23 protein-coding genes are annotated in these 23,077 nt (G+C 75.5%); 9 read left to right on the top strand and 14 right to left on the bottom strand.

What is annotated here, in order from left to right:
- Nucleotides 1-29 precede the first annotated feature (29 nt).
- Entirely contained in the window at nucleotides 30-1,055 is a 1,026-nt protein-coding gene (locus HL189_RS07375; RefSeq protein ID WP_369133032.1) for an iron ABC transporter substrate-binding protein, read from the bottom strand.
- A gap of 122 nt (nucleotides 1,056-1,177) precedes the next feature.
- Between HL189_RS07375 and HL189_RS07380 the strand changes: the two genes are divergently transcribed.
- Nucleotides 1,178-1,918, top strand: a complete 741-nt coding sequence (locus tag HL189_RS07380) for a response regulator transcription factor (RefSeq protein WP_369133033.1) — start codon at nucleotides 1,178-1,180, stop codon at nucleotides 1,916-1,918.
- A 37-nt stretch (nucleotides 1,919-1,955) separates the two neighbouring features.
- Here HL189_RS07380 and HL189_RS07385 read toward each other — a convergent pair whose 3' ends face one another.
- On the bottom strand, nucleotides 1,956-3,011 hold the full coding sequence (locus tag HL189_RS07385; RefSeq protein ID WP_369133034.1) for a hypothetical protein: 1,056 nt from the start codon (nucleotides 3,009-3,011) through the stop codon (nucleotides 1,956-1,958).
- A gap of 333 nt (nucleotides 3,012-3,344) precedes the next feature.
- On the opposite strand from HL189_RS07385, the gene HL189_RS07390 reads away from it, so the two are divergent.
- Nucleotides 3,345-5,057 carry a ScyD/ScyE family protein gene (locus HL189_RS07390; RefSeq protein WP_369133035.1) on the top strand — a complete coding sequence of 571 codons (1,713 nt, stop codon included), beginning with the start codon at nucleotides 3,345-3,347 and terminating at the stop codon, nucleotides 5,055-5,057.
- A gap of 61 nt (nucleotides 5,058-5,118) precedes the next feature.
- Here the strand turns inward: HL189_RS07390 and pcaC are convergent, their stop codons facing one another.
- The 5 genes from pcaC to pcaH all read right to left on the bottom strand — a co-directional run bounded on the left by pcaC (nucleotide 5,119) and on the right by pcaH (nucleotide 9,382).
- A complete protein-coding gene (gene pcaC, locus HL189_RS07395) occupies nucleotides 5,119-5,523 on the bottom strand; it encodes a 4-carboxymuconolactone decarboxylase (protein WP_369133036.1) in 405 nt (134 codons plus the stop codon).
- Complete coding sequence (pcaD, locus tag HL189_RS07400; RefSeq protein ID WP_369133037.1) at nucleotides 5,520-6,299, bottom strand: 3-oxoadipate enol-lactonase; 780 nt, start codon at nucleotides 6,297-6,299, stop codon at nucleotides 5,520-5,522. Before pcaD ends, pcaC begins: the two co-directional genes overlap by 4 nt.
- Nucleotides 6,296-7,624: a lyase family protein gene (locus tag HL189_RS07405; protein WP_369133038.1), complete on the bottom strand. Its 1,329-nt coding sequence runs from the start codon at nucleotides 7,622-7,624 to the stop codon at nucleotides 6,296-6,298. The genes pcaD and HL189_RS07405 overlap by 4 nt, the downstream gene beginning before the upstream one ends.
- Nucleotides 7,625-7,661: 37 nt before the next feature.
- On the bottom strand, nucleotides 7,662-8,366 hold the full coding sequence (pcaG, locus tag HL189_RS07410; RefSeq protein WP_369133039.1) for a protocatechuate 3,4-dioxygenase subunit alpha: 705 nt from the start codon (nucleotides 8,364-8,366) through the stop codon (nucleotides 7,662-7,664).
- Between the two features lie 248 nt (nucleotides 8,367-8,614).
- On the bottom strand, nucleotides 8,615-9,382 hold the full coding sequence (gene pcaH / locus HL189_RS07415) for a protocatechuate 3,4-dioxygenase subunit beta (RefSeq protein WP_369133040.1): 768 nt from the start codon (nucleotides 9,380-9,382) through the stop codon (nucleotides 8,615-8,617).
- 70 nt (nucleotides 9,383-9,452) lie between these two features.
- Between pcaH and HL189_RS07420 the strand changes: the two genes are divergently transcribed.
- The 4 genes from HL189_RS07420 (at nucleotide 9,453) to HL189_RS07435 (ending at nucleotide 13,618) form a co-directional block, all read left to right on the top strand.
- Nucleotides 9,453-10,229, top strand: a complete 777-nt coding sequence (locus HL189_RS07420; protein WP_369133041.1) for an IclR family transcriptional regulator — start codon at nucleotides 9,453-9,455, stop codon at nucleotides 10,227-10,229.
- Nucleotides 10,230-10,238: 9 nt separating this feature from the next.
- Nucleotides 10,239-11,987: a PIG-L family deacetylase gene (locus tag HL189_RS07425; protein ID WP_369133042.1), complete on the top strand. Its 1,749-nt coding sequence runs from the start codon at nucleotides 10,239-10,241 to the stop codon at nucleotides 11,985-11,987.
- A 72-nt stretch (nucleotides 11,988-12,059) separates the two neighbouring features.
- The gene (locus HL189_RS07430) at nucleotides 12,060-13,229 is read left to right on the top strand and encodes a 4-hydroxybenzoate 3-monooxygenase (protein ID WP_369133043.1); all 1,170 of its coding nucleotides are present in this window, start codon (nucleotides 12,060-12,062) and stop codon (nucleotides 13,227-13,229) included.
- 185 nt (nucleotides 13,230-13,414) lie between these two features.
- Complete coding sequence (locus HL189_RS07435) at nucleotides 13,415-13,618, top strand: hypothetical protein (protein WP_369133044.1); 204 nt, start codon at nucleotides 13,415-13,417, stop codon at nucleotides 13,616-13,618.
- A 14-nt stretch (nucleotides 13,619-13,632) separates the two neighbouring features.
- On the opposite strand, the gene HL189_RS07440 is transcribed toward HL189_RS07435, so the two are convergent.
- A complete protein-coding gene (locus HL189_RS07440; protein ID WP_369133045.1) occupies nucleotides 13,633-14,517 on the bottom strand; it encodes an MBL fold metallo-hydrolase in 885 nt (294 codons plus the stop codon).
- Nucleotides 14,518-14,565: 48 nt separating this feature from the next.
- Between HL189_RS07440 and HL189_RS07445 the strand changes: the two genes are divergently transcribed.
- Entirely contained in the window at nucleotides 14,566-15,063 is a 498-nt protein-coding gene (locus HL189_RS07445; protein WP_369133046.1) for a hypothetical protein, read from the top strand.
- 6 nt (nucleotides 15,064-15,069) lie between these two features.
- Here HL189_RS07445 and HL189_RS07450 read toward each other — a convergent pair whose 3' ends face one another.
- Together HL189_RS07450 and HL189_RS07455 are read right to left on the bottom strand one after the other, a co-directional pair.
- Nucleotides 15,070-16,335: a M23 family metallopeptidase gene (locus tag HL189_RS07450; RefSeq protein ID WP_369133047.1), complete on the bottom strand. Its 1,266-nt coding sequence runs from the start codon at nucleotides 16,333-16,335 to the stop codon at nucleotides 15,070-15,072.
- Between the two features lie 165 nt (nucleotides 16,336-16,500).
- Nucleotides 16,501-17,517, bottom strand: coding sequence for a sugar ABC transporter substrate-binding protein (locus HL189_RS07455; protein WP_369133048.1), 1,017 nt, complete (start codon nucleotides 17,515-17,517; stop codon nucleotides 16,501-16,503).
- A gap of 215 nt (nucleotides 17,518-17,732) precedes the next feature.
- Here HL189_RS07455 and HL189_RS07460 point away from each other — a divergent pair, with 215 nt between their 5' ends.
- Both HL189_RS07460 and HL189_RS07465 read left to right on the top strand, forming a co-directional pair.
- A complete protein-coding gene (locus HL189_RS07460) occupies nucleotides 17,733-18,797 on the top strand; it encodes a Glu/Leu/Phe/Val dehydrogenase (protein ID WP_369133049.1) in 1,065 nt (354 codons plus the stop codon).
- Between the two features lie 185 nt (nucleotides 18,798-18,982).
- Nucleotides 18,983-19,201, top strand: coding sequence for a DUF3073 domain-containing protein (locus HL189_RS07465; protein ID WP_369133050.1), 219 nt, complete (start codon nucleotides 18,983-18,985; stop codon nucleotides 19,199-19,201).
- Nucleotides 19,202-19,341: 140 nt separating this feature from the next.
- Here HL189_RS07465 and purM read toward each other — a convergent pair whose 3' ends face one another.
- The 4 genes from purM to HL189_RS07485 form a co-directional block, all read right to left on the bottom strand.
- Complete coding sequence (purM, locus tag HL189_RS07470) at nucleotides 19,342-20,403, bottom strand: phosphoribosylformylglycinamidine cyclo-ligase (protein WP_369133051.1); 1,062 nt, start codon at nucleotides 20,401-20,403, stop codon at nucleotides 19,342-19,344.
- On the bottom strand, nucleotides 20,400-21,959 hold the full coding sequence (gene purF / locus HL189_RS07475; protein WP_369133052.1) for an amidophosphoribosyltransferase: 1,560 nt from the start codon (nucleotides 21,957-21,959) through the stop codon (nucleotides 20,400-20,402). Before purF ends, purM begins: the two co-directional genes overlap by 4 nt.
- Nucleotides 21,960-22,079: 120 nt before the next feature.
- Nucleotides 22,080-22,688, bottom strand: a complete 609-nt coding sequence (locus HL189_RS07480) for an MBL fold metallo-hydrolase (protein WP_369133053.1) — start codon at nucleotides 22,686-22,688, stop codon at nucleotides 22,080-22,082.
- Nucleotides 22,688-23,077, bottom strand: a 390-nt coding sequence (locus HL189_RS07485; RefSeq protein ID WP_369133054.1) for a zinc-binding dehydrogenase, incomplete at its 5' end; no start/stop codon positions are given. The genes HL189_RS07485 and HL189_RS07480, both read right to left, overlap by 1 nt.

A 23,077-nucleotide genomic window follows, 5' to 3' on the forward strand; every position in this document is an offset into this window, starting at 1 on the left:
GGGTTCCTCGAGCTGGCGCGGAAGCGTGCTCAGAGGAGTCCCACGTCCTGCATGAGCTCGGTGACCAGCGGGGCGTTCAGCTCACCGGGGTCGACGGCGGGCGCCTGCAGGTCGGCGAGCGGCGGCAGCGACTCGGCCGACGCCACCCCGTTGCCCACGGCGTACTCCAGCGCGCTGCTGTCCGCCAGGCGCCGCTGCGCCTCCGGGCCGGTCAGGTACTGCACCAGCCGCTGGGCCTCCTCCGGCTGGTCGGAGGAGGCGAGCACGCCGGCCCCGGAGACGCTGACGAAGGCCCCCGGGTCCTGGTTGCGGAAGTAGTGCAGCGTGACGTCGTCGCCCACCAGGCCGGACTCGGCCTGGTCCCGGTACCAGTAGTAGTGGTACATGACGCCGACGTCGACCTCCTCCTCGTCGACCGCCTTCATCACCGCCGTGTTGCTCGCGTAGACGTCGGCGTTCGCCTTCAGCCCGGTCAGCCAGCTGCGGGTGGCCTCCTCGCCGCGCAGCGCCAGCACCGCGCTGACGATCGCCTGGAAGTCGGCACCGCCCGCGGCGATGGCGACCCGGCCCTGCCACGCGGGGTCGGCCAGGTCGAGGAGGGACGCCGGCAGCTCGGCCTCGGTCACCGCGTCGGGGTCGTACCCGAGCACGGTGGAGCGGGCGGCGAACCCGACCCAGTTGCCCGTGGAGGGCCGGTACTGCTCCCCCACCTGCTCGAGGGTCGCCTGCTCCACCGGGGCGAGCAGCCCCCCTTCGTCGACGACGTCCATGGACGGGCTGTTCTCGGTGAGGAAGACGTCCGCGGGCGAGGCGTCGCCCTCCTGGACGATCTGGTTGGCGAGCTCGGCGTCGTTCGCGTCGCGGAACTCCAGCTCGATCCCGGTCTCCGCGGTGAAGTCCTCGAGCATCGTGCGGACCAGGCTCTCGTGCTGGGCGCTGTAGACGGTGAGCGTCTCGGCCTCCGCGGCGTCCCCCGACCCACCGCACGCGGCGAGCGCGCTGACGAGGCCGACGACGGAGATGAGGGTGGCGGTCGCCCGCCGGGGCCTGGTCACGCACGGTCCTCCCACTACATAGGCTAGGCAGACCTAACCATGTTCCGGGCCGATCGGGTCGCCCAGGGTGTTCCTGTTCTCCGCACAGCGAACGCGCAGGATCGCGGCGCACCGTCGAGGGCATGACGACGACGACCCCCGCGTCCAGCTCCCGGGCGCAGCTGACCCGGCCGGACGGCAGCGCCCTGCGGGTGCTCGTCGTCGACGACGAGCCCTCGATCTGCGAGCTGCTGTCCATGGCGCTGCGCTACGAGGGCTGGGACGTCCGCACCGCGCACGACGGCGCCGCCGCGATGCGCGCGGCAGGCGAGTTCCGGCCGGACGCCGTCGTCCTGGACGTCATGCTCCCGGACACGGACGGCCTGGAGGTGCTGCGCCGGCTGCGCGCCGACGCCCCGCTGGTCCCCGTCGTGTTCCTCACCGCCAAGGACGCGCTGGAGGACCGGATCGCGGGTCTCACCGCCGGCGGGGACGACCACGTCACCAAGCCGTTCAGCGTGGAGGAGGTCGCCGCGCGGCTGCGCGGCCTGCTGCGCCGGACCAGCCGGGTCGTCGCGGACGACGGCCGGCTGGTGGTCGGCGACCTGACGCTGGACGAGGAGAGCCACGAGGTCACCCGCGGCGGGGAGGACATCCGGCTGACGGCCACCGAGTTCGAGCTGCTGCGGTACCTGATGCGCAACCCCAAGCGGGTGCTGTCCAAGGCGCAGATCCTGGACCGCGTCTGGCAGTACGACTTCGGCGGCCAGGGCAACATCGTCGAGCTGTACATCTCCTACCTGCGGCGCAAGATCGACGCCGGCCGGACGCCGATGATCCACACGCTGCGGGGCGCCGGGTACGTGATCAAGCCCGCGTCGTGACCTCCTCGTGAGCGCGGGCGGAGACCGCTGAGCCCGCTCAGACCGCCGCGCGGTCCCCGACGACCTGCGCGTACACCTGGGCGTACACCGAGCGCACCGCTGCCCGCTGCGCGGCCCGCCGGCCGCGGTCGGCCCGGCCGGGAGCCGGCCGGGTGAGCGCGGCCACCACCGCGGAGTGCACCGACGCGGCGTCCGGGCCGGTCTGCGGATCGCAGCCGTAGGCGACGACGTCGGACCACTGCCCGGTGTGGTGGCCGCCCCCGGGCACCACGGCCCGGGTCCCGGCGTCCCGGCACAGCTCCACCCACCCGGAGTGGGTGCGGCCGGTCTCCGGCGGGAGCACGCACACGTGCAGCTCCTGCAGCTGCCGCACCCACGACGACGGGTCGGCCGGCCAGCTGCGGCGCAGCTCGAGCTCGCCGGCCGCGGCCAGCTCGTCGAGTCCGGGCACGCCGGCGCCGAGGTCGGCCTCGGGGTGCACGTCGACGCGCAGCCGGCCGCCGCCGGAGACCGCGCCCGACAGCGCGCCGCGGACCAGGGCGGCCGCCCGGGCCGGGCCCGCCTCCGGCCGGCCCAGGTGCAGGCCGACCAGCCGGGTCTCCCGGCCGACGTCGAGGGTCGGCTCGGCCAGCGAGGGGTGGGCCACCACGATCGCCGTCCGCCCGAACCGATCGGCGATCTCGTCGGCCGCGCCCGGGGTCAGCGTGAACACGACCTCCGCGGTGTCCAGCAGCGCCCGCAGGTGCGCGCGGTGCCGCGACCGGGCCGGGCCCGCGTCCGGCCCGTCGGGTCCGGCCAGGTCGAGGACCGTGACCACCAGAGGCACGCCGGTGCGCCGGACCGCCGTCGTCCAGGCGTCGATCTCCGGCACGGTCAGCGGCAGGTGCCCGGCCAGGACGTGCAGCACGTCGACGTCCGCGGCGGACCCGGCCAGGTGCCGGGGGTCCAGCCACACGCTGCGGCCGCCGGCGCCCGCGCCGACGTGCTGCACGCCGTCCGGCAGGACCGCCCGCAGGTACGGGTGCGCCTCCGGGACCGCAGCCACCCGGAGCGGCCGGGCCGGATCGCGGCGCGGGTCGACGGTCTCGGACAACGACGTGCGGTCCCTCCGGTGTCGGCGCTCGACCGGAGCTCGCTGGTCGTTCGCGGGCGGACGTCCGAGTCGGCGCGGGGGCGTCCTGGACCCGATCCTCACAAACGGTCACCGGGCGTGCACAGGATCTCCCCCGCCGGGGTGCGGGTCATGCGGGATGTGACCGGGCGCACAGCACCGCGCTCGCGGTGACCGTGCGTGATCATCACCGGAGTGTCGCCGCCGGGGCCCCGTACCGGCCCGCGGACCGTCGCACCGCCCCCTAGTTTCCGGGAGCCGATCCCCCCACCAGGCCGGACGTGCCACGACGCCGTCCCGCAGAGGAGCACACACATGCGCAGGTCCATCGCCCACATCGGGGTGGGCGCCCTCGTCCTCGGCGGTCTCGCCGTCGGTGTCGCCCCGCCGGCCGCTGCGCAGGGTGAGGTCGTGGTCGCCACCGGCCTGGACAACCCGAGGCAGCTGTCCTGGGGGGACGACGGGGTCCTGCTGGTCGCCGAGGCCGGGTCCGGTGGGGACGCCTGCGTGACCCCGCCCGGAGCTCCACCGGAGGAGGGGCTGTGCGGCGGCTCGACCGGCGGGATCACCGCGATCGAGGACCCCGGGGGCGCGGACGGCGCCGCCGGGCGCGTGGTCGACGGGCTGTTCTCGCTGGCCGGCCCCGACGGCAGCTTCGCGATCGGTTCGAACGGCGCGGACGACACCGACCTGGACGGCGAGTACCTCGTCGCCGAGGGCAACTTCCCGTTCGGCCCGCTGCCACCCGAGCTGCTCGCCGCCGCCGGCGCGGACACCCTCGCCCACCTGGTGGTCGTGGAGCCCGACGGGGAGCAGCAGCTCGTCGTGCCCTACGCCGACCTCGCCGCCGCGGAGACCGAGCTGAACCCCGACGGCGCCCAGGACGAGAGCAACCCCTACGCCGTCCTCTTCGTCGACCCCACCCCCGACGGCACGGCCGGTGAGGACGGCTACGCACTGGTCGCCGACGCCGCCGCGAACACGGTGTGGCGGGTCGAGCCCGACTTCGCCGCCGTCCCCGGGGACTGCGTCGGCGACGCGTGCATCCCGCCGTACACGATCACCGCCTTCGCCGCCTTCCCCACCCCGGCCGGCGACGACGTGACCCCCGAGTACGTGCCCACGTCCCTGGTCACCGACGACGACGGCAACGTCTACGTCGGCGGCCTGGGCTCGGAGGTCACGGGCGCGGCCGAGGTCCGCAAGTACAGCCCCGACGGTGAGGAGCTCGAGGCCTGGACCGGCTTCACCACGATCACCGGCCTGGCCGTCGACGGCGCCGGCGAGCACCTCTACGTCGCGCAGCTGTTCGGCTCCGACCCGCTCGCCGCCCCCACCGGGGTGCCGGGCAACGTGGTCGACGTCGACGTCGCGGCCGGCACCTACCGCTCGGTCGACGTCCCCTTCCCCGGTGGTGTCGCGGTCAGCGCGGACGACGAGGTCTACGTGTCCGCGTACAGCGTCGCGCCGGCGGAGGGGATCGCGGCGACGCCGATGAGCCCCGCCACCCCCGGTGGCGAGGTCTGGCGGATCGACTTCGCCGACAGCGAGGACGCCGGGCTGCCGGTCGCTTTCCCGCAGGACACCGGCGGGGTGTGGGCGCCGGCCACGGCCTACCTGGAGCCCTACCCGGAGCTGTGCGGCGGCGTCTTCGTCAGCTCCGGCGACCTGCTCGGCGAGTGGCTGGTGACCCGGGACGACGGCGGTGACCGGATCGAGTACCGCGGGGCGGCGACCGTCGACGTGCTGGGCCCGGACGGCACCGTGCTCGTCGACGAGCTCGACGTCTCCGGCGAGGGCTCGGTGTTCCTCGGTGCCGACGGGAGCCAGGAGTACGACCTGGCTGGCCCGAACTGGATCTCGGCCTTCCCGGAGGAGCTCGCGGCGTTCGAGGCCGCCGGGCTGCCGGCCGACTTCTACTACACGTCGGGCTCCTTCACCGAGACCATCTCGGCCGACGGCGAGGTGGAACTGCTCAGCACGCCCACCGACGCGGTGGAGTTCTGCAGCCTGCTGCCGGTCGCCTGACCCCCGACCCCTGGCCCGGGCCGTCGCTGTTCCCCCACCGACGGCCCGGGTCGGGCAGCGGTCAACCCCGCCCGCGCAGCTCCTCGAGCACCGCCCGGGCCAGCTTGAACGCGTGGTTGGCCGCGGGCACGCCGGCGTACACGGCCGCGTGCTGGATGACCTCGGCGATCTCCTCGTCGCGCAGGCCGTTGTTCTTCGCCGCGCGCACGTGCAGCTCGAACTCGTCCCAGTGCCGCAGCGCGATCGTGATGGCCAGGGTCAGCAGGCTGCGGTCCCGCCGGGCCAGGCCCGGCCGCTGCCAGATGTCGCCCCACGCGGTGCGGGTGATGTAGTCCTGGAAGTCCGCGGTGAACGGCGTGGTGCCCGCGACCGCGCGGTCGACCCACGCGTCGCCGAGCACCTCGCGGCGGGTGCGCATGCCCGCGTCGCGGCGGGCGTCGTCGCTGGTCGGTCCCGGCTCGGTCATCTCTCGTCTCCTGCCGCGTCGAGGTGGCCCAGCAGCGCACCGGTGACCCGCAACGGCTGCTCGAGGTTGGCGAGGTGCGCCCCGGGGCTGACCGTGAGCAGCTCCGCCCCGGGGATCCCGGCCGCGATCGCCTCCTGGTGCGCCGGCGGCAGGGCCGGGTCCTCGGCTCCGGAAACCACCAGCGTCGGCGCGGTGATCCGGGCCAGGTCCGCGCGCAGGTCGATGCCGGCGACGACCTCGGCGCACGCGGCGTAGCCCTGGTCGTCGCAGCCGGCGATCATCGCCTCGAGCCGGGCGACCAGCTCCGGGTGCCCGGCCGCGTACGGCGGCGTCAGCCAGCGCGAGACGACGCCGGGCGCGACGGAGGCCGTGCCCTCGGCGCGGGCGGCGGCGGCCCGGTCCAGGAAGCCCTGCGGCTCGGTCTTCGCCGACGAGCACAGGACGGCGAGCCGGTGCACCCGCTGCGGCTCGCGGGCGGCCAGCCGCAGCGCCGTCATGCCCCCCAGCGACAGCCCCACCACGTGCGCGCGCTCGGCGCCCACCCGGTCCAGCAACGCCACCAGGTCGTCGACCAGGTCGTCGAGCGTGCACGGACCGGCCGCGGTGGGCGACGTCCCGTGCCCCCGGGTGTCGTACGTGACCACCCGGTACCGCTCGGCCAGCGCCGGGACCTGCGGGTCCCACATCGCGCGGGTGGCGCCCAGCGAGTTGGACAGGACCACGACCGGAGCGTCCTCCGGCCCGTCCACCGTGGCGTCGACCTCGACCGCTGTCATGCCGTTCCCCCCAGCTGCTGGACGGTGATCACGTGCACGGCCAGGGCCGCGTCCACCTGGGCGCCCGCCTCGCCGACGTCCGGCGCGGCGTCGGCGACCAGCGCCGCGCCGTCGACGTCCGGGCGTTCCAGGACGACGTCGGCCAGCGGCCGTCCCTCCGCCGCGGCCCGGCGGACGGCCGCGGCCGCCGCGTCGTGCGCCGCGTCGGCGCCGAGCGACGGGGTGAGCGCCTCGGCGAGGGCGCCGGCCAGCTGCGGGTCCGCGGCGGCGGTGACGGTCTGGGCCATCCGGCCGGTGTCCAGCCGCAGCGAGCCCAGCGCCTCGGCCAGCCAGGAGGCGGCGGAGCCGACCGTGCCCAGCAGCTCGGTCAGCGTCGGCCACTCCACGTGCCAGGTGCCCGCGCCGCGCTCGTGCTCCTGCTCCATCGCGGCGAACAGGGTCGAGACCAGCCCGGGGGCCCGGCGGGCGCACGCCCGGGCGGAGATCGCCGCCACGGGGTTGTCCTTGTGCGGCATCGCCGAGGACCCGCCCCGGCCCGGCGCGACCTCCGCGGCCTCGGCGACCTCGGTCTGCGCCAGCAGGACCAGGTCCACGGCGATGGTGGCCACCACCCCGGCGGCCGCGCCCAGCACGCCGGCCACGTCGGCGATCGGCAGCCGGACGGTGAACCAGGGCAGCGGGGTGGTCTGGAGCCCCAGCTCGGTGGCCAGCTCCCGCCGCAGGTCCACCCCCGACCCGCCGCTGGCCGCCAGGGTGCCGACCGCGCCGCCGTACTGCACCGGCAGCTCCGCCGCGACCGCCGCGGCCCGGGCGCGGACGCCGTCCAGCCCGGTCAGCCACCCCGCGGCCTTGAGTCCCACGGTCACCGGCAGCGCCTGCTGCAGCAGGGTGCGGCCCATCAGCACGTCGTCGCGGTGGTCGGCGGCCAGCCGGGCGCAGGCCTCCGCCGCCGCGGCCAGGTCCGCGTCGATCAGCTGCAGGCCGCGGCGGGCGAGCAGCACCGCCGCCGTGTCGACGACGTCCTGGCTGGTGGCCCCGACGTGCACGGCCCGCGCGGCGTGCGGGCCCACCGCGTCCCGCAGGGCGCGCACCAGCGGCGGGACCGGGTTGCCGGCGTCCGCGGACCGCGCGTACACCGCGGCGAGGTCCAGCCGCCCGGGGTCGGCGCAGGCACGGCTGACCTCGTCGGCCGCCGTGGCGGCGACCAGGCCCACCCGGGCGGCGGCGCGGGCGATCGCGCCCTCGACCTCCAGCAGGGCCACGAGCCAGGCGTCCCCGCCGGGGACCTGGCCGCGGGCGAACGTCGAGTCGAGCAGTCCCGTCACGCGGTCATCCTGGCGGGTCGGGTCCGCAGGTCGCCGCTCACACCGCGAAGAAGACGGTCTCGTCCAGACCCTCGTCGGCACGACCCTGGAGGCGGATGTCCAGCCGGTAGCCGTCGTCCGTGGGCCGGGCGATGAGCGTGGCCCGCGACGCGTCGTCGGGCAGCGAGCGGAGCACGACGTCCTCGGCGTTGGCCTCCGCCTCGTCGGCGAAGTAGATCCGGGTCACCACCCGGTCCAGCAGTCCGCGGGCGAACACCGACACGTCCACGTGCGGCGCCTGCAGCCCGCCCTCGCCGTCGGGCACCCGGCCGGGCTTGAGGGTCAGGACGGCGTACTCCCCGCCGTCGACGGTGTGCGAGCGGCCGAGCCACCGGAAGCCCGGCTCGTGCGTCACCGCGCCGCGCGGGTCGTCCGGGTGGGCGAAGCGCCCGTCCGGGTCGGCCTGCCAGGTCTCGATCATCGCGTCGGGGACCAGGTCGCCGTTGCCGTCGAAGACCCGGCCACGCAACCAGACCGCGCCGGGGGTGCCCGCCGGGACGGCGTACGGGCCGTCGTCCCAGGTCAGCCCGATCGCCAGGTAGGGGCCGACCGTGGCGCTGGGCGTGGTCCCCAGCCGGAAGGGCTCGGTCAGGAAGCCGGTGCCCCGCCGGGGGGTGCCCGGACGCCGCACCTCGACGTCCACCGCGTCCCGCACCAGCGGCGACGCGTGCGACGCCATGACCCCGTCACCCTCGGCTGTCATCAAGCGACACCTCCCGCGCGGTTCCGCGCCTCGGTCCGCTCCTCGGTCGCTGGCGCTCCCTGCGATGCTCCCTCGGCTGTCATCACGCGACACCTCCCGCGCGGTTCCGCGCCTCGGTCCGCTCCTCGGTCGCTGGCGCTCCCTGCGATGCTCCCTCGGCTGTCATCACGCGACACCTCCCGCGCGGTTCCGCGCCTCGGTCCGCTCCTCGGTCGCTGGCGCTCCCTGCGATGCTCCCTCGGCTGTCATCACGCGACATCCCCGTCGTCGTCGGTCTCGAACGGCGTCTGGTCGCTCCCCCGCAGGACGATGTCCCACTCGAAGGCCAGCGCCCAGTCCGGCTGGGTCCGCTCCAGGTCGAACCGGCTGATCGCCCGGTGCCGGGCGACCGTCGGCATCGACTGGAAGATCGGGTCCTGGCCGAACAGCGGGTCGTCCGGGAAGTACATCTGGGTGACCAGGCGCTGGGTGAACGCCCGGCCGAAGAGGCTGAAGTGGATGTGCGCCGGCCGCCAGGCGTTGTGGTGGTTGCCCCACGGGTAGGCGCCGGGCTTGATCGTGGTGAACTCGTACCGGCCCAGGCCGTCGGTGAGCACCCGGCCGAGACCGTCGAAGTGCGGGTCCAGCGGGGCCGGCCAGTTGTCCACCACGTGCCGGTAGCGGCCGGCCGCGTTGGCCTGCCAGACCTCCACCAGGGTGTCGGGCACCGGGCGGCCGTCGCTGTCGAGCACCCGCCCGTAGACGATGATCCGCTGGCCCTGCGCCTCGCCGCCCATCCGCAGCGTCAGGTCCGCGTCCAGCGGGCCCACCCGGTCCTCGCCGAGCACCGGCGCGGTGACCTCGGTCAGCCGGTGCGGCAGGTCGACCGGGGTGCGCAGCGGCGCGCGCAGAGCCGTGCTGCGGTACCCGGGGTAGTCCAGCGGCGTCCGCCGGCCCTCTCCCTCCCGCAGGTAACGCGGGAGGACGAGCGCGCTGTCCGACGCCGGATGCGGCTGCCGTTCTGTGGTCCCGGTCATGTTCCGGACCGTACGGCGCAGGGCTAGGGTGCCCAAGTCCCATCTTCCACTGGATGAAAGCGAGCGGCTCATGGCGGGTGGCGCGGTCACCGCGGGGCGATCGGTCACGTCCCGGGCCCTCGGCGTCCTGGACGCCTTCGACGTCCGGCATCCACGGCTCACCCTCTCGGAGGTCGCCACCCGCTCGGGCACCCCGCTCACCACCGCCCACCGGCTGCTCGCCGAGCTGGTCGCCTGGGGAGCGCTGTCCCGCCGGCCGGACGGCCGCTACGAGGTCGGCCGCAAGCTCTGGGACCTCGGCCTGCTCGCCCCGGTGCAGCTGGAGCTGCGCCAGGTCGCCGCCCCCTTCCTGCTCGACGTGCACACCGCCACCCGGGACACCGTCCACCTCGCCGTCCGCGACGGGCTCAAGGCGCTGTACGTGGAGCGCGTCTCCGGCCGCGAGTCGGTCCCGGTGGTCAGCCAGGTGGGCAGCCGGCTGCCGCTGCACGCCACCGGGGTCGGCAAGGTGCTGCTGGCGTCGGCGCCGGACGACGTCGTCGACCAGGTGCTGCGCCGGCTCAGCCGGGAGACCCGGCACACCGTCGCCGACCCCCGGCTGCTGATCCGCGAGCTCGCGGAGGTGCGCCGGCGCGGATCGGCGCGCACGTCGGAGGAGATGAGCCTGGGCGCGGCCTCGGTGGCGGTGCCGGTGACGGTGGAGCGCCCGGCCGGGCCGGTCGTCGTCGCCGCCCTCGGCATCGTGGTGCCCTCCGGGCGCCGGGACGTCGGCCGCCTCGCCCCGGTCCTCCAGGTCGCGGCCCGCGGCATCGGCCGCGCCCTGGCCGGGACCGCCGGGTTCCGCTGAGCCGCGCCGGTGCCCGCGGCCGTGCTGGCGGTCGTCGCCCATCCGGACGACGACCTGCTCTTCCTCAACCCCGACCTGGACACCGGCATCCGGACCGGGCTCCCCACCACCGTCGTCTACGTGACCGCCGGGCAGGCCGGCCTGGCCGGGACCGCGGCCGCCGACCGGGTGCGGGACCGGCAGCGCGGCGTGCGGGACGCCTACCGGGTGTCCGCCGGGGTCGGCGACCTGCCGCTGCAGGGCGAGTGGGACGGCCGGGTCGTCCGGGTCGCCGGCCGCGAGGTCGAGGAGTACCGGCTGCGGGACCGCCCCGCGGTGCGGCTGGTCTTCCTCGGGCTCCCGGACGGCCGGCTCGCCGCGCTGGCCACCGGCGCGACCGTCTGGACCGTGCCGGCGGCGGACGGGCTGGTCGACTCCGTCCAGCCCTACGACGCCGGCACCGCGGTGACGGTCCTGGAGCGGCTGCTGCACCGGTACCGGCCCACCCAGCTCCACCTGACCGAGCTCTCCGCCGACCCCCGCTACGACGTCCCCCCGTCCCACCCGGACCACCGGGCCGCCGCGGCACTCGCCGTCCAGGCCGTCGACCGGTACCGCACGGGCACCGGCCACCGGCCGCCGCACGTCACCGAGCACCGCGACTACGGGATCAGCCAGCTCCCGGTCGACCTCGACCCGGCCACCCGCGAGCGCAAGCGCACGCTGTTCGCCGACGAGTACCAGCCCTGGGACCCCGCCGCGGTCGACGCCTGGGGTTGGACCGACCGCGCCTACCACCGGCACGCGGCCGGCACCTCCTGGGCGGCGGTGGACGGCGGCGGCACGCTGCACCTGGTCGTCGTCCGCGCCGGCCGGGCACTGTCCTGGACCGGGGACGGCGGCTCCTGGGACGGCCCCGTGGACCTGGGCGGCGGCGTCCACGCGGTGACCACCCTGCGGCGGCTCGACGGCGGCATCCACCTGGCGGCCCGCACGACCGACCACCGCGTCCTCACCGGCCCGGCCTCCGGCGGGGGCTGGACCGACCTCGGCTCGCCGGACCCCGGTGACGCCGCCCGCTCCGTCGCGACACCGGTGCTCGCCTGCAACGCCGACGGCCGGCTCCAGGTGTTCACCGTGGACGCCCGCGGCGGGCTGTCCAGCCGGTGGGAGCGGGTCGGCGGCGGCTGGGCGGGGTGGACCGACTTCGGCGACACCGACCTGCAGGACCCGTGCGCCGCCGTCCTGGACAGCGTCGGCCGCATCGTGGTGGTCGCCGCGACGCGTACCGGGCTGGTCGGCTGGCGGCAGACCGGCCCGAACGGCCCGCTGGCCCGGGCGCCGGTTCCCGCGCTGCCCCCCGCCGGCCCACCGACCCTGGCCTTCAACGCCGACGGCCGGCTCGAGGTGCACCACCGCCGGGCGGGCACGGCGGCCGTCGCCGTCACCTGGCAGGACGCCGACCTCCGCTGGACCGCCAGCACCACGCTCGACGGCACGGGCGGGCTCGGGCAGCCGGCCACCGCGACCACGAGCGCCGGCACGATCGCCACGGCTGTCCGGGACCGGGACGGCGGGGCCTCCGTCGCGCTGCAGCGGCAACCGAACTCCCCGTACGGCCGGTGGACCGCCCTCGGCGGGCAGCTCGTCGACTCCCCGGTCGTGGTGGCCACCCGCGACGGGCGGCTCGTCGTCGCCGCCGTGCACGCCGACGACGTCCTCCGGTGGCGCACCCGGGAGCCCGACGGGACCTGGACCCCGTGGGCGGACATCGGCTGACGGGACGACCGGAGTCCGTCCCGCGGGAGCCGGGGGTCGCCGTCCGGCCGTCGCGGACCGCAGACTCGGGCCGTGCGCACGCAGGTGGGGATCATCGGGGCCGGCCCGGCCGGACTGCTGCTGTCGCGGCTGCTGCAGCTGCGCGGCATCGACACCGTGGTCCTGGAGAACCGCTCCCGGGAGTACGTCGAGGCGCGGATCCGCGCCGGCATCCTGGAGGAGCACACCGTCAGGACGCTGGTCGACGCCGGCGTCGGCGACCGGCTGCAGCGGGAGGGGCTGCCGCACGACGGCATCCACCTGCAGCACCCCGGCGTCCGGCACCACCTGGACTTCCCGGGGCTGTGCGGACGGAAGGTGTGGGTCTACGGGCAGACCGAGGTCACCAAGGACCTCATCCGGGCCCAGCTGGACGGCGGCCCGCCGCTGCTGTTCGGGGTCTCCGACGTCTCCCCCGAGGACGTGGACGGCGACGCGCCGCGGATCCGGTTCACCGACGCCGACGGCACCCCGCAGGCGCTCGAGTGCGACGTCGTCGCCGGCACCGACGGGTTCCACGGCGTCTCCCGGCCGGTGGTGGCCGGCGCTGGTGGCCGCACGTGGGAGCGCACCTACCCCTACGCCTGGCTGGGCATCCTGGCCGACGTCGCGCCGTCGGCGGACGAGCTCGTCTACGCCTGGCACCCCGACGGGTTCGCGCTGCTGTCGATGCGCTCGCCGACGGTGTCCCGCCTCTACCTGCAGGTGGACCCGGCCGAGGAGATCGGGAACTGGTCCGACGACCGGATCTGGGACGGCCTGGCGACCCGGTTCGCCCTCGACGGCTGGGAGTTGCGGACCGGTCCGGTCACCGAGAAGTCGATCCTCCCGATGCGCTCCTTCGTCAGCGCCCCGATGCGGCGCGGGCGGCTGTTCCTGGCCGGGGACGCCGCGCACATCGTCCCGCCGACCGGCGCGAAGGGGCTGAACCTGGCCGTCGCGGACGTGACCCTGCTGGCCGAGGCGCTGGCCCGGCTGCTGCATGAGGGGCAGCCGGACCTGGTGGACAGCTACTCCGACCGCGCGCTGGCCCGGGTCTGGCGGTGCACCCACTTCTCCTGGTGGATGACCTCGATGCTGCACCGCTCGGGGGACGACTTCGACGCCGAGCTGCAGCTCTCGCAGTTGCGCCGGGTCTGCTCGTCCGAGGCCGCGGCCCGCGAGCTGGCGGAGAACTACACCGGCCTGCCCCTCGACCGGTGAGGCCGGCCTCGCGCCGCCCTTCCAGCTGAAAGGCGGACTGGCAGGATCTGGGCCGGACGGCGGTCGACATGTCGCTCCCCGCGATCGTCAACTGGCGATGTCCCCGCACATCACCGCGTGGTTTCGGTGACTTCTGCCCGGCCGGGACGCGGACACGGACCGGTCCACCCCACTAACTTCCAGTCATGCTCTCCACGCTCCTGGTCATCGCCGGCGTCCTGGTGGGACTGGTCGCCCTGCTCGGCCTGATCGTGCACCTGAGCGCTCCCCGCGGGGTCCGCACCGGTGCTCCGCGGACCCCCAGCTGGGTCGCCGACGCCGGGCGGCCGCACCCCGACGCGTGGTCGCCGCTGTCCACGACCAGCACGCAGATCCGCGCCGTGCGCTGACCCGCGACGCCGCGTCAGGCGCTGTCGCCGCAGGTCAGGACGACGGTCTCGCCGGCGGCCGGCCGGACCCGCCCCTCGGCGGTCAGCTTCGCCAGCGTGGCCCGGGTCGACTGCGCCGCGGCCGGCCACAGCGCCCGCGGCACCGCCGCGTACACCTCCGCCACCAGCTGGTCGACCGTGCGGGACCCACCGGCGAGCGCGTCGAGCAGCTGCCGCTCCCGGTACCTGCGGTGCGCCAGGTAGAACTCGAGGACGGCGCCGGGGTCCACCGTCAGCTCCGGTCCGTGCCCGCAGTACAGCGCGGAGGGCCCCAGGTCGTGCACCCGCCGCAGCGACTCCAGGTACGCCAGGACGTCGCCCTCCGGGTGGGTGACCACCGACGTCCCCCGGCCCAGGACGTGGTCGCCGACCAGGACGGCACCGGACTCCAGGCGGAAGGCCAGGTGGTCGGCGGTGTGGCCGGGGGTGGGGACGACGCCGATCGTCGTCCCGGCCAGGACCAGCCGCTCGCCGGGGGTCAGCACCCGGCCGCGCGGACCGGCGACCGCGGGATCGGCGGCGGCCACCGGCGCTCCGAAGTGCGCCCCCCACGGCAGCGCCGCCTCCGCGTGGTCGGCGTGGTGGTGGGTGACCAGGACGGCGACCACCCGCGCCCCCCGCGCGGCCAGCGCTTCCTCCACGGCCGCCAGGTGCGTGCCGGCGGCCGGCCCGGGGTCGACCACCACCGCCTGGCCGCTGCCCGGCGCACCCACCAGGTAGGTGTTCGTCCCGTCCAGCGTCATCCCCGAGGGGTTGGGGGCGAGCACCCGGCCGACCAGCGGATCGAGGTCGGCCGTGTGCGGCATGGTCCCCGGCGCGGGCACGTCCCAGCCGGTCCGGGGGTCGACGGGTGCGGTCACGCCCGCACGCTAGCCCGGCCGGGGACGACCGCGGCTAGCGTGGAACGCATGCGCACCCCCCGCACCCTGGCCCGGGCCGGCCTGTCCGTCGCCGCACTCCTCGTGCTCACCGCATGCGGGGGCTCGGAGGACGAGGCCCCGGACGCCACCGCGACCTCCAGTGCCGCCACGTCCACGGCCGCCGGGTCCAGCGCCGCCGGGTCCAGCGAGCCCGCCGCCGGGGGCAGCGAGGCGCAGGCCTTCTGCACCGAGGCCGAGCAGGCCTTCGCCCAGGTCACCAACGGCCTGGACGCCGCCGACCCGAACAGCCTGGGTGCCGCGCTGGACGAGAGCGTGGCCGTCTTCGACCGGATCGCGCCCCCGGCCGAGATCGCGCCGGACTGGGACGCGATGCAGCAGGCCTTCGCCGGGCTGCGCGACGCGGTGGCCGGGGTCGATCTCAACACCCCGGAGGGCCAGACCGCGGTCCAGCAGGCGGTGACCGACCTGGAGAGCAGCACTGCCGACCCCCAGGTCCGCATCCAGCAGTACTGCGACAACGCCTGACCGCTGTCAGCAGCCGCGGATGGTGATCCCCCGGGCGGCCATCCACGGCACCGGGTCGATCGCGCCGCTGTACAGCGAGCCGCCGGGGTGCACTTCGAAGTGCAGGTGCGGCCCCGTGGACTGGCCGCGGTTGCCGACCTCCGCGATCGTCTCCCCGGCCGACACCCGGTCGCCCGCCTGGACGTAGAACTCGTTGACGTGGCCGTAGACGGTGATCGCGCCGTCGTCGCCGCGGATGTAGACGGCCAGCCCGAACCCGGTGGCGGCGCCGGCCCGCTGCACCACGCCGGAGGTCGCGGCGCGGACCGGCGTCCCGATGGGGGCGGCGATGTCCACCCCGAGGTGGGTCACGCCCCAGCGGGCGCCGTAGCAGCTGCTGGTGGTGCCCCGGGCCGGCCGGGCGTAGCCCGAGCCCGCGCCGGCGTCGGACGCCTGGTCGGCGGCCTGCGCGGCGGCGGCGGCGCGGGCGGCCGCCTCCTCCTCGGCCCGCTCCTGGGCGAGCCAGGTCTGGTAGGCGTTGCGCGCCCCCTGCAGCTCCAGCAGGCGCACCTGGGCGTCCTGCAGCTGCTGGTCCAGGGAGGCCTTCTGCGCGGCCACCTCGGCGACCGCGCTCTGCTGCGCGGCGAGCTGGCCGTCCGCGGCGGCCTTCGCGTCGGCGGCCGCCTGCTCGGCGGCAGCGGCCTCGTCGCGCAGGGCCCGTGCCGTGGAGTCGGCGTTCGCCTGCTGGACCTGGGCGATCTCCAGGACGTCGAGCACGTCGAGCTGGTGGTCGGCGACGTAGTCGAGCATCGCTGCGGCCTGGACCAGCTCGGCGGGTCCGTCGGCGTCCAGCAGCGCCATCTCCGCGCTGAGGGTGCTGCCGTTCATGTAGCTGTCCCGGGAGAAGTCCGCGATCTGCCGCTGGGCGGCGGTCACCGCGTCGGTCGCCGCCTGCAGCTCCGCGGCCGCCTGCGCCGCGGCGGCCTGCGCCTGCAGGCTGGCCTCCTCCGCCGCCAGGTAGGCCGCGCCCGCCGCCTCCGCCTGCACCTGGGCCTGCTCCAGCTGGGCCTCGGCCGCGGCGACCAGTCCGGCGAGCCGGCCCACCTCGGCGGCGGCCGCGTCCTGGGCCGTCTGGGCGCCGCCGATCTCCTCGTCACTGGGGTTCACCGGGGCCGCCGCGGCACCGCCGGGGCCGCCGAGCAGGACCGCGCCGGCGACCACCGCGGCCAGCGCACCGCCGAGCAGCCGGGACCGGCCGGCCGGCCGGTCCGGGCGCTGCGCGCGCTGCGACATGGGGGCTCCCTGGGGAAGAGGGACGAGCTGGGCCCGACGAGGGTCGCACCGGGCACCGCCCGTCACAGAGGCAACACGCGGCGCCACGGATGGTTCGCGCACCGACGGGCCGGCGATATCGACACGGGCGGCGCTCACGGCCCTCCCCGCCGGCAGCCGCCGTCCTCAGCGCGTGCCGGACGACGCCAGGCCGGCGATCGCCTCGACGTTCTGCGCGTCGACGATCGCCGGGCCGGTGAGCACCGGCTGCCCGCCCCCGACGGTGTTCAGGTTCTCCGCGTACAGCTTGAGCATCACGACGGGCAGGTAGCCCTGCTCGTACTGCTGCTGGTCGACGGCGAAGGTGATGGTGCCGTCCTCGATGGCGGCGATGACGTCGCCGTCCAGGTCGAAGGTGGCGACCTCCGCCGACGAGCCCGCGTCGGACGCCGCGGCCACGGCGACCGAGGCCACCGCCGAGTTCAGCGTCAGCACGGCGTCGATCGACGGGGCGCCCTGCAGCTGGGAGGTGATGGTCGACCGGGCGGCCTCCAGGTCGTCGACGTCCACCGGCAGCAGCCGGACGTCGCGGCCCAGGCCGGCCGAGGCGCCGTCGCAGCGCTGCTCCAACCCGACGTTGCCGGCCTCGTGCACCACGCAGAGCACGTCCAGCCGACCGTCCTCGGCCAGCCGCTGGCCCGCGCCGCGGCCGGCGACGGTCTCGTCCTGGCCCACGTGGCCGATCGCGCCGAACTCCGCCGACCGCTCCGCGCCGGAGTTGATCGTCACGACCGGGATCCCGGCGTCGACGGCGGCGGTCACCGAGTCCCGCAGGGCGTCGGGGTTGGCCATGGAGACGACGATCCCGTCGACGCCCCGGTTGACGGCCGCCTGGACCAGCTGGGACTGCCGCTGCGGGTCCCCGTCGCCCTGGTAGTCGACACCGACACCGAGGTCCTCCCCCGCCGCCACGGCCCCGTTCCGGACCACGTCCCAGAAGGCGTCACCGGCCGAGCCGTGGGTCACCACCGCGACGTCGAGGTCTCCGTCGGCCGGCGTGGGAGCCGCCCCGGTGGCCGCGTCCCCGCCGCTCCCGCGGTCCTCCGTGCCGCAGCCACCGACCAGCAGGGGTGCGGCCAGGGCGAGGGCGAGCAGGCGCATGCGTCGGGCCATGGTGCGGATCCCCTCCGGTGTCGCGGGCACGGCGGACCGCCTCCTCCCGGCCGGCGTCGGACCCGGGCGCCGAGGCACGCGTGGCGCCGGCCTCCACCGGCGCCTGCCGTGCGCACCCGATCATGCCCGGCTGCCGCTGCGCCGGTGGCAGGCAGCACCCCGCCCGGCCCGGCCCCGCCGACCGGGCCGCCGGACCTGCGCGGCGGCCAGGGGCGCCCGGCCGGCCCCGGCCTAGGCTGCGAACCGTGGACGTACTGGGTTCCGGGCATGAACAGGTGGTCTTCTGCAGCGACCCCGGGTCGGGTCTGCGCGCGGTGATCGCGATCTACTCGACGGCCCTCGGGCCGGCACTGGGCGGAACGCGCTTCTACCCGTACGCCTCGGAGGAGGCCGCGGTCGCCGACGCGCTCGCGCTGTCCAAGGCGATGGCCTACAAGAACAGCCTCGCGGGCCTGGACCTCGGCGGCGGCAAGGCCGTGATCATCGGGGACCCGGGCCGGGACAAGACCGAGGCGCTGCTGCGCGCCTACGGCCGGTTCGTGGAGAGCCTCGGCGGCCGGTACCTGACCGCCTGCGACGTCGGCACCTACAACGCCGACCTGGACGTCGTCGCCCGGGAGACCCGGTTCGCCCACGGCCGCTCGGAGGCGTTCGGCGGGTGCGGCGACTCCTCGGTGCTCACCGCGTTCGGGGTCTTCCAGGGCATGCGCGCCGCCGCGCAGCACCGCTGGGGCACCCCGTCGCTGGCCGGCCGCACCGTCGCCGTGGCCGGGGTCGGCAAGGTCGGGTCGCACCTGGTGGACCGGCTGGTGGCCGACGGGGCGGCGGTCGTCGTCACCGACGTCGACCAGCGGGCGGTCGACCGGCTGCTGGCCCGCCACCCCAAGGCCGCCGCGGTGGCCGACACCGACACCCTGGTCCGCACCCCGCACGACGTCTACGCGCCCTGCGCGCTGGGCGGTGCCCTGGACGACGAGACCGTGTCCGTCCTGCCCGCCGAGATCGTCTGCGGGGGCGCCAACAACCAGCTCACCTCCGACGCGACGGCGGACCTGCTCCGCAAGCGCGGCATCCTCTACGCCCCGGACTACCTGGTGAACGCCGGCGGGGTGATCCAGGTCGAGGACGAGCGGCACGGGTTCTCCTTCGCCCGGGCGGAGGCCAAGGCGACGACGATCTTCGACGTGGCCCTCCGGGTCTTCCGGCAGGCCGAGGACGACGGGGTCTCCCCCGCGGTCGCCGCCGACCGGCTCGCCGAGGAGCGGATGCGCGACGTGGGCCGGCTGGCCACGATCCGGCTGCCCATCTGACCCCGACAGGGCGAGACCCCGGTCACATCCACCTCCGGATGAGGGGGTCGCGGACGCCGATGCGTGCCCGTGCCCGATCCGTGTCGTAAGCTCGCTGCAGGACACAGTCACTCAGTCGGGGTCGCCACACGGGCCGTCCAGCCCAGTGCTGGGCGCCCGCACTCCGTAACGAGGGGGTCGAGCCAATGGGGCGCGGCCGAGCGAAGGCCAAGCAGACACGCGTGGCCCGTGAGCTCAAGTACAGCTCACCCAACACCGACCTCACAGCCCTCCAGCGTGAACTCGCTGGTCAGCCGTCGTCGTTCCCCACCCGTGGTGGGGCAAAGGACGACGACGAGGACGGCAGCTACGCCGACCGCTGGGCACAGGAGGACGAGGACGACGACTGGGCTGCCAGTCGTTGACCAGCTGAGCCCTGCGGCCCAGCACCCGTCCCACCGCGACACCGCCGACACCTCCGGGTGCGGCGGTGTCTTGGTGTGCCCGCGGCCGAGCGCGGCGGGCCGGGGACGGCGCCCGGACCGGTAGGTCCCGGGCGATCCAACTACGTGTAGCTGCCGACCAGCCGGGCGCCGCCGGCGCCCTCGGCCCGCCGCACCGTGCCGGCCACCCAGGCCGGGACGCCGCGGTCGGCCAGGAGTGACCGCGCGCGCTCGGCGTGCTCGGCGGTGACCGCGGCCACCATCCCGACGCCGCAGTTGAACGCCCGCTCGGACTCCCCCCGCGGCACGCCGTGCTCCTCCATCAGCCCCACCGCGGCCGGGAGCGCCCAGGTGCCGCGGTCGAGCACCGCCTCCAGGCCGTCGGGGACGACGCGCGCGGTGTTGCCGGCCAGCCCGCCGCCGGTGATGTGCGCGAACGCGTGCACCGTCCCGACGCCGAGCTCGTCCACCAGGGCCAGGCAGTCCCGGGCGTAGATGCGGGTCGGCTCGAGCAGCTCCTCGCCCAGCGGCCGGTCCAGGCCGGCCGGGGTGGCGTGCAGGTCCAGCCCCGCGCGGTCGACGACCCGGCGCACCAGCGAGTAGCCGTTGGAGTGGAAGCCGGAGGACGCCATGGCCAGGACGACGTCGCCGTCCTGGACCCGCTCGGGGCCGAGCACCGCGTCGGCCTCGACGACCCCGACCGCGGTGGCGGCCAGGTCGTACTCGTCGGCGTCCATCAGGTCCCCGTGCTCGGCGGTCTCCCCGCCGACCAGCGCGGCCCCTGCCTGGGTGCAGCCGGTCGCGATGCCGGTGACGATCGCGGCGATCCGCTCCGGGACGACCCGGCCGCAGGCGACGTAGTCCTGCAGGAACAGCGGCTCCGCGCCGCAGGCCACCAGGTCGTCGACGACCATGGCGACCAGGTCGATGCCGACGGTGTCGTGCCGGTCCAGCGCGCGGGCCAGCGCGATCTTCGTGCCCACCCCGTCGGTGGACGAGGCGAGCAGCGGCCGGCGGTACTTCGTGGTGTCCAGCGCGAACAGGCCGGCGAAGCCGCCGAGCCCGCCGACCACCTCGGGCCGGTTGGTCCGCTCCACCGCCGCGCGCATCAGCGTCACCGCCCGCTCCCCCGCGTCGATGTCGACGCCGGAGGCGGCGTACGTCAGGTCGGGACCGTCGGTCACGGGCGGTTCAGCGCGTCGTCCGCGCCACCGGGGACGACGGGGCTGCCCGCCTGCTGCCCGGTCCAGCCGGTCACCGCCGGGGCGCCCTCGGACATCGCCCGCCGGCCGATCCCCTCCAGGACGTGCTTGCCGAGCACCTCCGGCTCGCCGAGCGGGATCGGGTACTCGCCGGTGAAGCAGGCGGTGCACAACCGGTTGACCGGCTGCTCGGTCGCGGAGATCAGCCCCTGCTCGGAGACGTAGCCCAGCGAGTCGGCGTTGATCGACGCGCGGACGCCGTCGACGTCCAGGCCGTTGGCGATCAGCTCGGCCCGGCTGGCGAAGTCGATGCCGTAGAAGCAGGGCCACTTCACCGGCGGCGACGAGATGCGGACGTGCACCTCGAGCGCACCGGCCTCGCGCAGCATCCGGATCAGCGCGCGCTGGGTGTTGCCGCGGACGATCGAGTCGTCCACCACGACCAGCCGCTTGCCGCGGATGACGTCGCGCAGCGGGTTCAGCTTCAGCCGGATGCCCAGCTGGCGGATCGTCTGGCTGGGCTGGATGAAGGTGCGGCCCACGTAGGAGTTCTTGACCAGGCCCAGGCCGTAGGGGATGCCCGAGGCCTCGGCGTACCCGACGGCGGCCGGGGTGCCGGACTCGGGCACCGGGATGACCAGGTCCGCGTCGGCCGGGTGCTCCTTGGCCAGCCGGCGGCCGATCTCGACGCGGGCGGCGTGCACGCCGCGGCCGGAGATCGTGGTGTCCGGGCGGGCGAGGTAGACGTACTCGAAGATGCAGCCCTTGGGCTCGGCCGGGGCGAAGTGCTGGCTGCGCAGCCCGTCCTCGTCGATGGCGAGCAGCTCACCGGGCTCGACCTCACGGACGAACGAGGCGCCGCAGATGTCCAGCGCGGCGGTCTCGCTGGCCACCACCCAGCCGCGCTCGAGCCGGCCGAGCACCAGCGGCCGGACGCCCTGCGGGTCGCGGGCGGCGTAGAGGGTGGTCTCGTCCATGAAGGTGAAGCTGAAGGCGCCGCGCAGCATCGGCAGCACGTCCATCGCCGCCGCCTCGACCGACATGTCCTGCCGGGCGGCGATCAGCGCCGTCACCAGGTCGGAGTCGGTGGTCGAGGCGAAGGCACCCGCCACGCCCTCGTTCGCGGCCCGGCCGGCGAGCTCGGCGGTGTTCACCAGGTTGCCGTTGTGGCACAGCGCCAGGCCGGCGCCGTCCCCGGTGGTGCGGAACGTCGGCTGCGCGTTCTCCCAGGTGGAGCCACCGGTGGTGGAGTACCGGGTGTGGCCGACGGCGAGGTGGCCGCGCAGGCTGCCCAGCGTCGGCTCGTCGAACACCTGGCTCACCAGGCCGAGGTCCTTGTAGACCACCACCGAGGAACCGTCGGAGACCGCGATGCCGGCCGCCTCCTGCCCGCGGTGCTGGAGCGCGTACAGGCCGAAGTAGGTCAGCTTCGCGACCTCCTCCCCGGGCGCCCAGACGCCGAAGACGCCACAGGCGTCCTGGGGTCCAGGGGCATGGGGATCGAGGTCGTGCGTCAGCCGTCCGTCACCGCGAGGCACGGGTCGAGCGTACCGGCGGCGCCGGGGAGCGCTCGTCGCGCCCGGGTGGCGCCGCTCACCCCGGCCCCGTCCAGAGGCTCGCCCCGAGCCTGCGAGGGGTGAGGGGGACGGGGTCCTTCATCAGGAGACGTGCCCGACCTCGGCGCCGATCGTGGTGTCCTCGCCGTGGCCGGTCTTCACCACGGTGTCCCCGTGCAGGCTGAGCAGCCGGGCCCGGATGGAGGTCAGGATCGTCGGCTTGTCGCTGTACGACCGGCCGGTCGCGCCGGGCCCGCCGGAGAACAGCGTGTCGCCGGTGAAGACGGTGCGCAGGTCGGCGGCGTGCAGGCAGGTGCTGCCCGGTGAGTGGCCGGGGGTGTGCAGCGCCTCCAGGGAGATGCCGGCGACCCGGAACCGGGTGTGGTCGACCAGGTCGCGGTCCGGTGCGGTGTCGGGGTGGACGACGTCCCACAGCATCCGGTCCTCGGGGTTCAGCCAGATCGGCGCCGAGGTGGCCTCGCGCAGGTCCACCGCGGCGGTGATGTGGTCGTTGTGCCCGTGGGTCAGCACGATCGCGCGGACCCGGCGGCCGCCGACGGCCTCGAGGATCGGCTCGGCGCGGTGCGGGGCGTCGATGACGAGCACCTCGTCGTCGTCGCCGACCAGCCAGACGTTGTTGTCGACGTCGAAGTCCTGCCCGTCGAGGCTGAACACCCCGCTGACCACGGCCTGCTCGATGCGGGCGGCCATCAGAGGACCACCACGGAGCGCAGCACCTCGCCGGCGTGCATCTTCTCGAAGGCGGCCTCGACGTCGTCCAGGCCGATGGTCTCGGAGACGAACTCCTCCAGCGGGAACCGGCCCTGCAGGTACAGGTCGACCAGCAGCGGGAAGTCCCTGCTGGGCAGGCAGTCGCCGTACCAGGAGGACTTGATCGCACCACCGCGGCCGAAGACCTCCAGCAGCGGCAGGGTGATCTGCATGTCCGGGCGGGGCACGCCGACCAGCACCACCCGCCCGGCCAGGTCGCGGGCGTAGAAGGCCTGCTCGAACACCGCCGGGTGACCGACCGCGTCGATCGCCACGTCCACCCCGAAGCCGTTGGTGTGACCCTTGATCGCCTCCACCGGGTCGGTCTC

Origin of the sequence: Modestobacter sp. I12A-02662, assembly GCF_041028325.1 — a bacterium.
GTDB lineage: Bacteria > Actinomycetota > Actinomycetes > Mycobacteriales > Geodermatophilaceae > Modestobacter.

Bases quoted from the DNA above. Each gene is read 5' to 3' on its own strand.
- HL189_RS07380 (WP_369133033.1), top strand. From the start codon at position 1,178: ATGACGACGACGACCCCCGCGTCCAGCTCCCGGGCGCAGCTGACCCGG.
- HL189_RS07390 (WP_369133035.1), top strand. From the start codon at position 3,345: ATGCGCAGGTCCATCGCCCACATCGGGGTGGGCGCCCTCGTCCTCGGC.
- pcaC (WP_369133036.1), bottom strand. From the start codon at position 5,523: ATGACCGAGCCGGGACCGACCAGCGACGACGCCCGCCGCGACGCGGGC.
- pcaD (WP_369133037.1), bottom strand. From the start codon at position 6,299: ATGACAGCGGTCGAGGTCGACGCCACGGTGGACGGGCCGGAGGACGCT.
- pcaG (WP_369133039.1), bottom strand. From the start codon at position 8,366: ATGACAGCCGAGGGTGACGGGGTCATGGCGTCGCACGCGTCGCCGCTG.
- pcaH (WP_369133040.1), bottom strand. From the start codon at position 9,382: ATGACCGGGACCACAGAACGGCAGCCGCATCCGGCGTCGGACAGCGCG.
- HL189_RS07420 (WP_369133041.1), top strand. From the start codon at position 9,453: ATGGCGGGTGGCGCGGTCACCGCGGGGCGATCGGTCACGTCCCGGGCC.
- HL189_RS07435 (WP_369133044.1), top strand. From the start codon at position 13,415: ATGCTCTCCACGCTCCTGGTCATCGCCGGCGTCCTGGTGGGACTGGTC.
- HL189_RS07445 (WP_369133046.1), top strand. From the start codon at position 14,566: ATGCGCACCCCCCGCACCCTGGCCCGGGCCGGCCTGTCCGTCGCCGCA.
- HL189_RS07450 (WP_369133047.1), bottom strand. From the start codon at position 16,335: ATGTCGCAGCGCGCGCAGCGCCCGGACCGGCCGGCCGGCCGGTCCCGG.
- HL189_RS07465 (WP_369133050.1), top strand. From the start codon at position 18,983: ATGGGGCGCGGCCGAGCGAAGGCCAAGCAGACACGCGTGGCCCGTGAG.
- HL189_RS07480 (WP_369133053.1), bottom strand. From the start codon at position 22,688: ATGGCCGCCCGCATCGAGCAGGCCGTGGTCAGCGGGGTGTTCAGCCTC.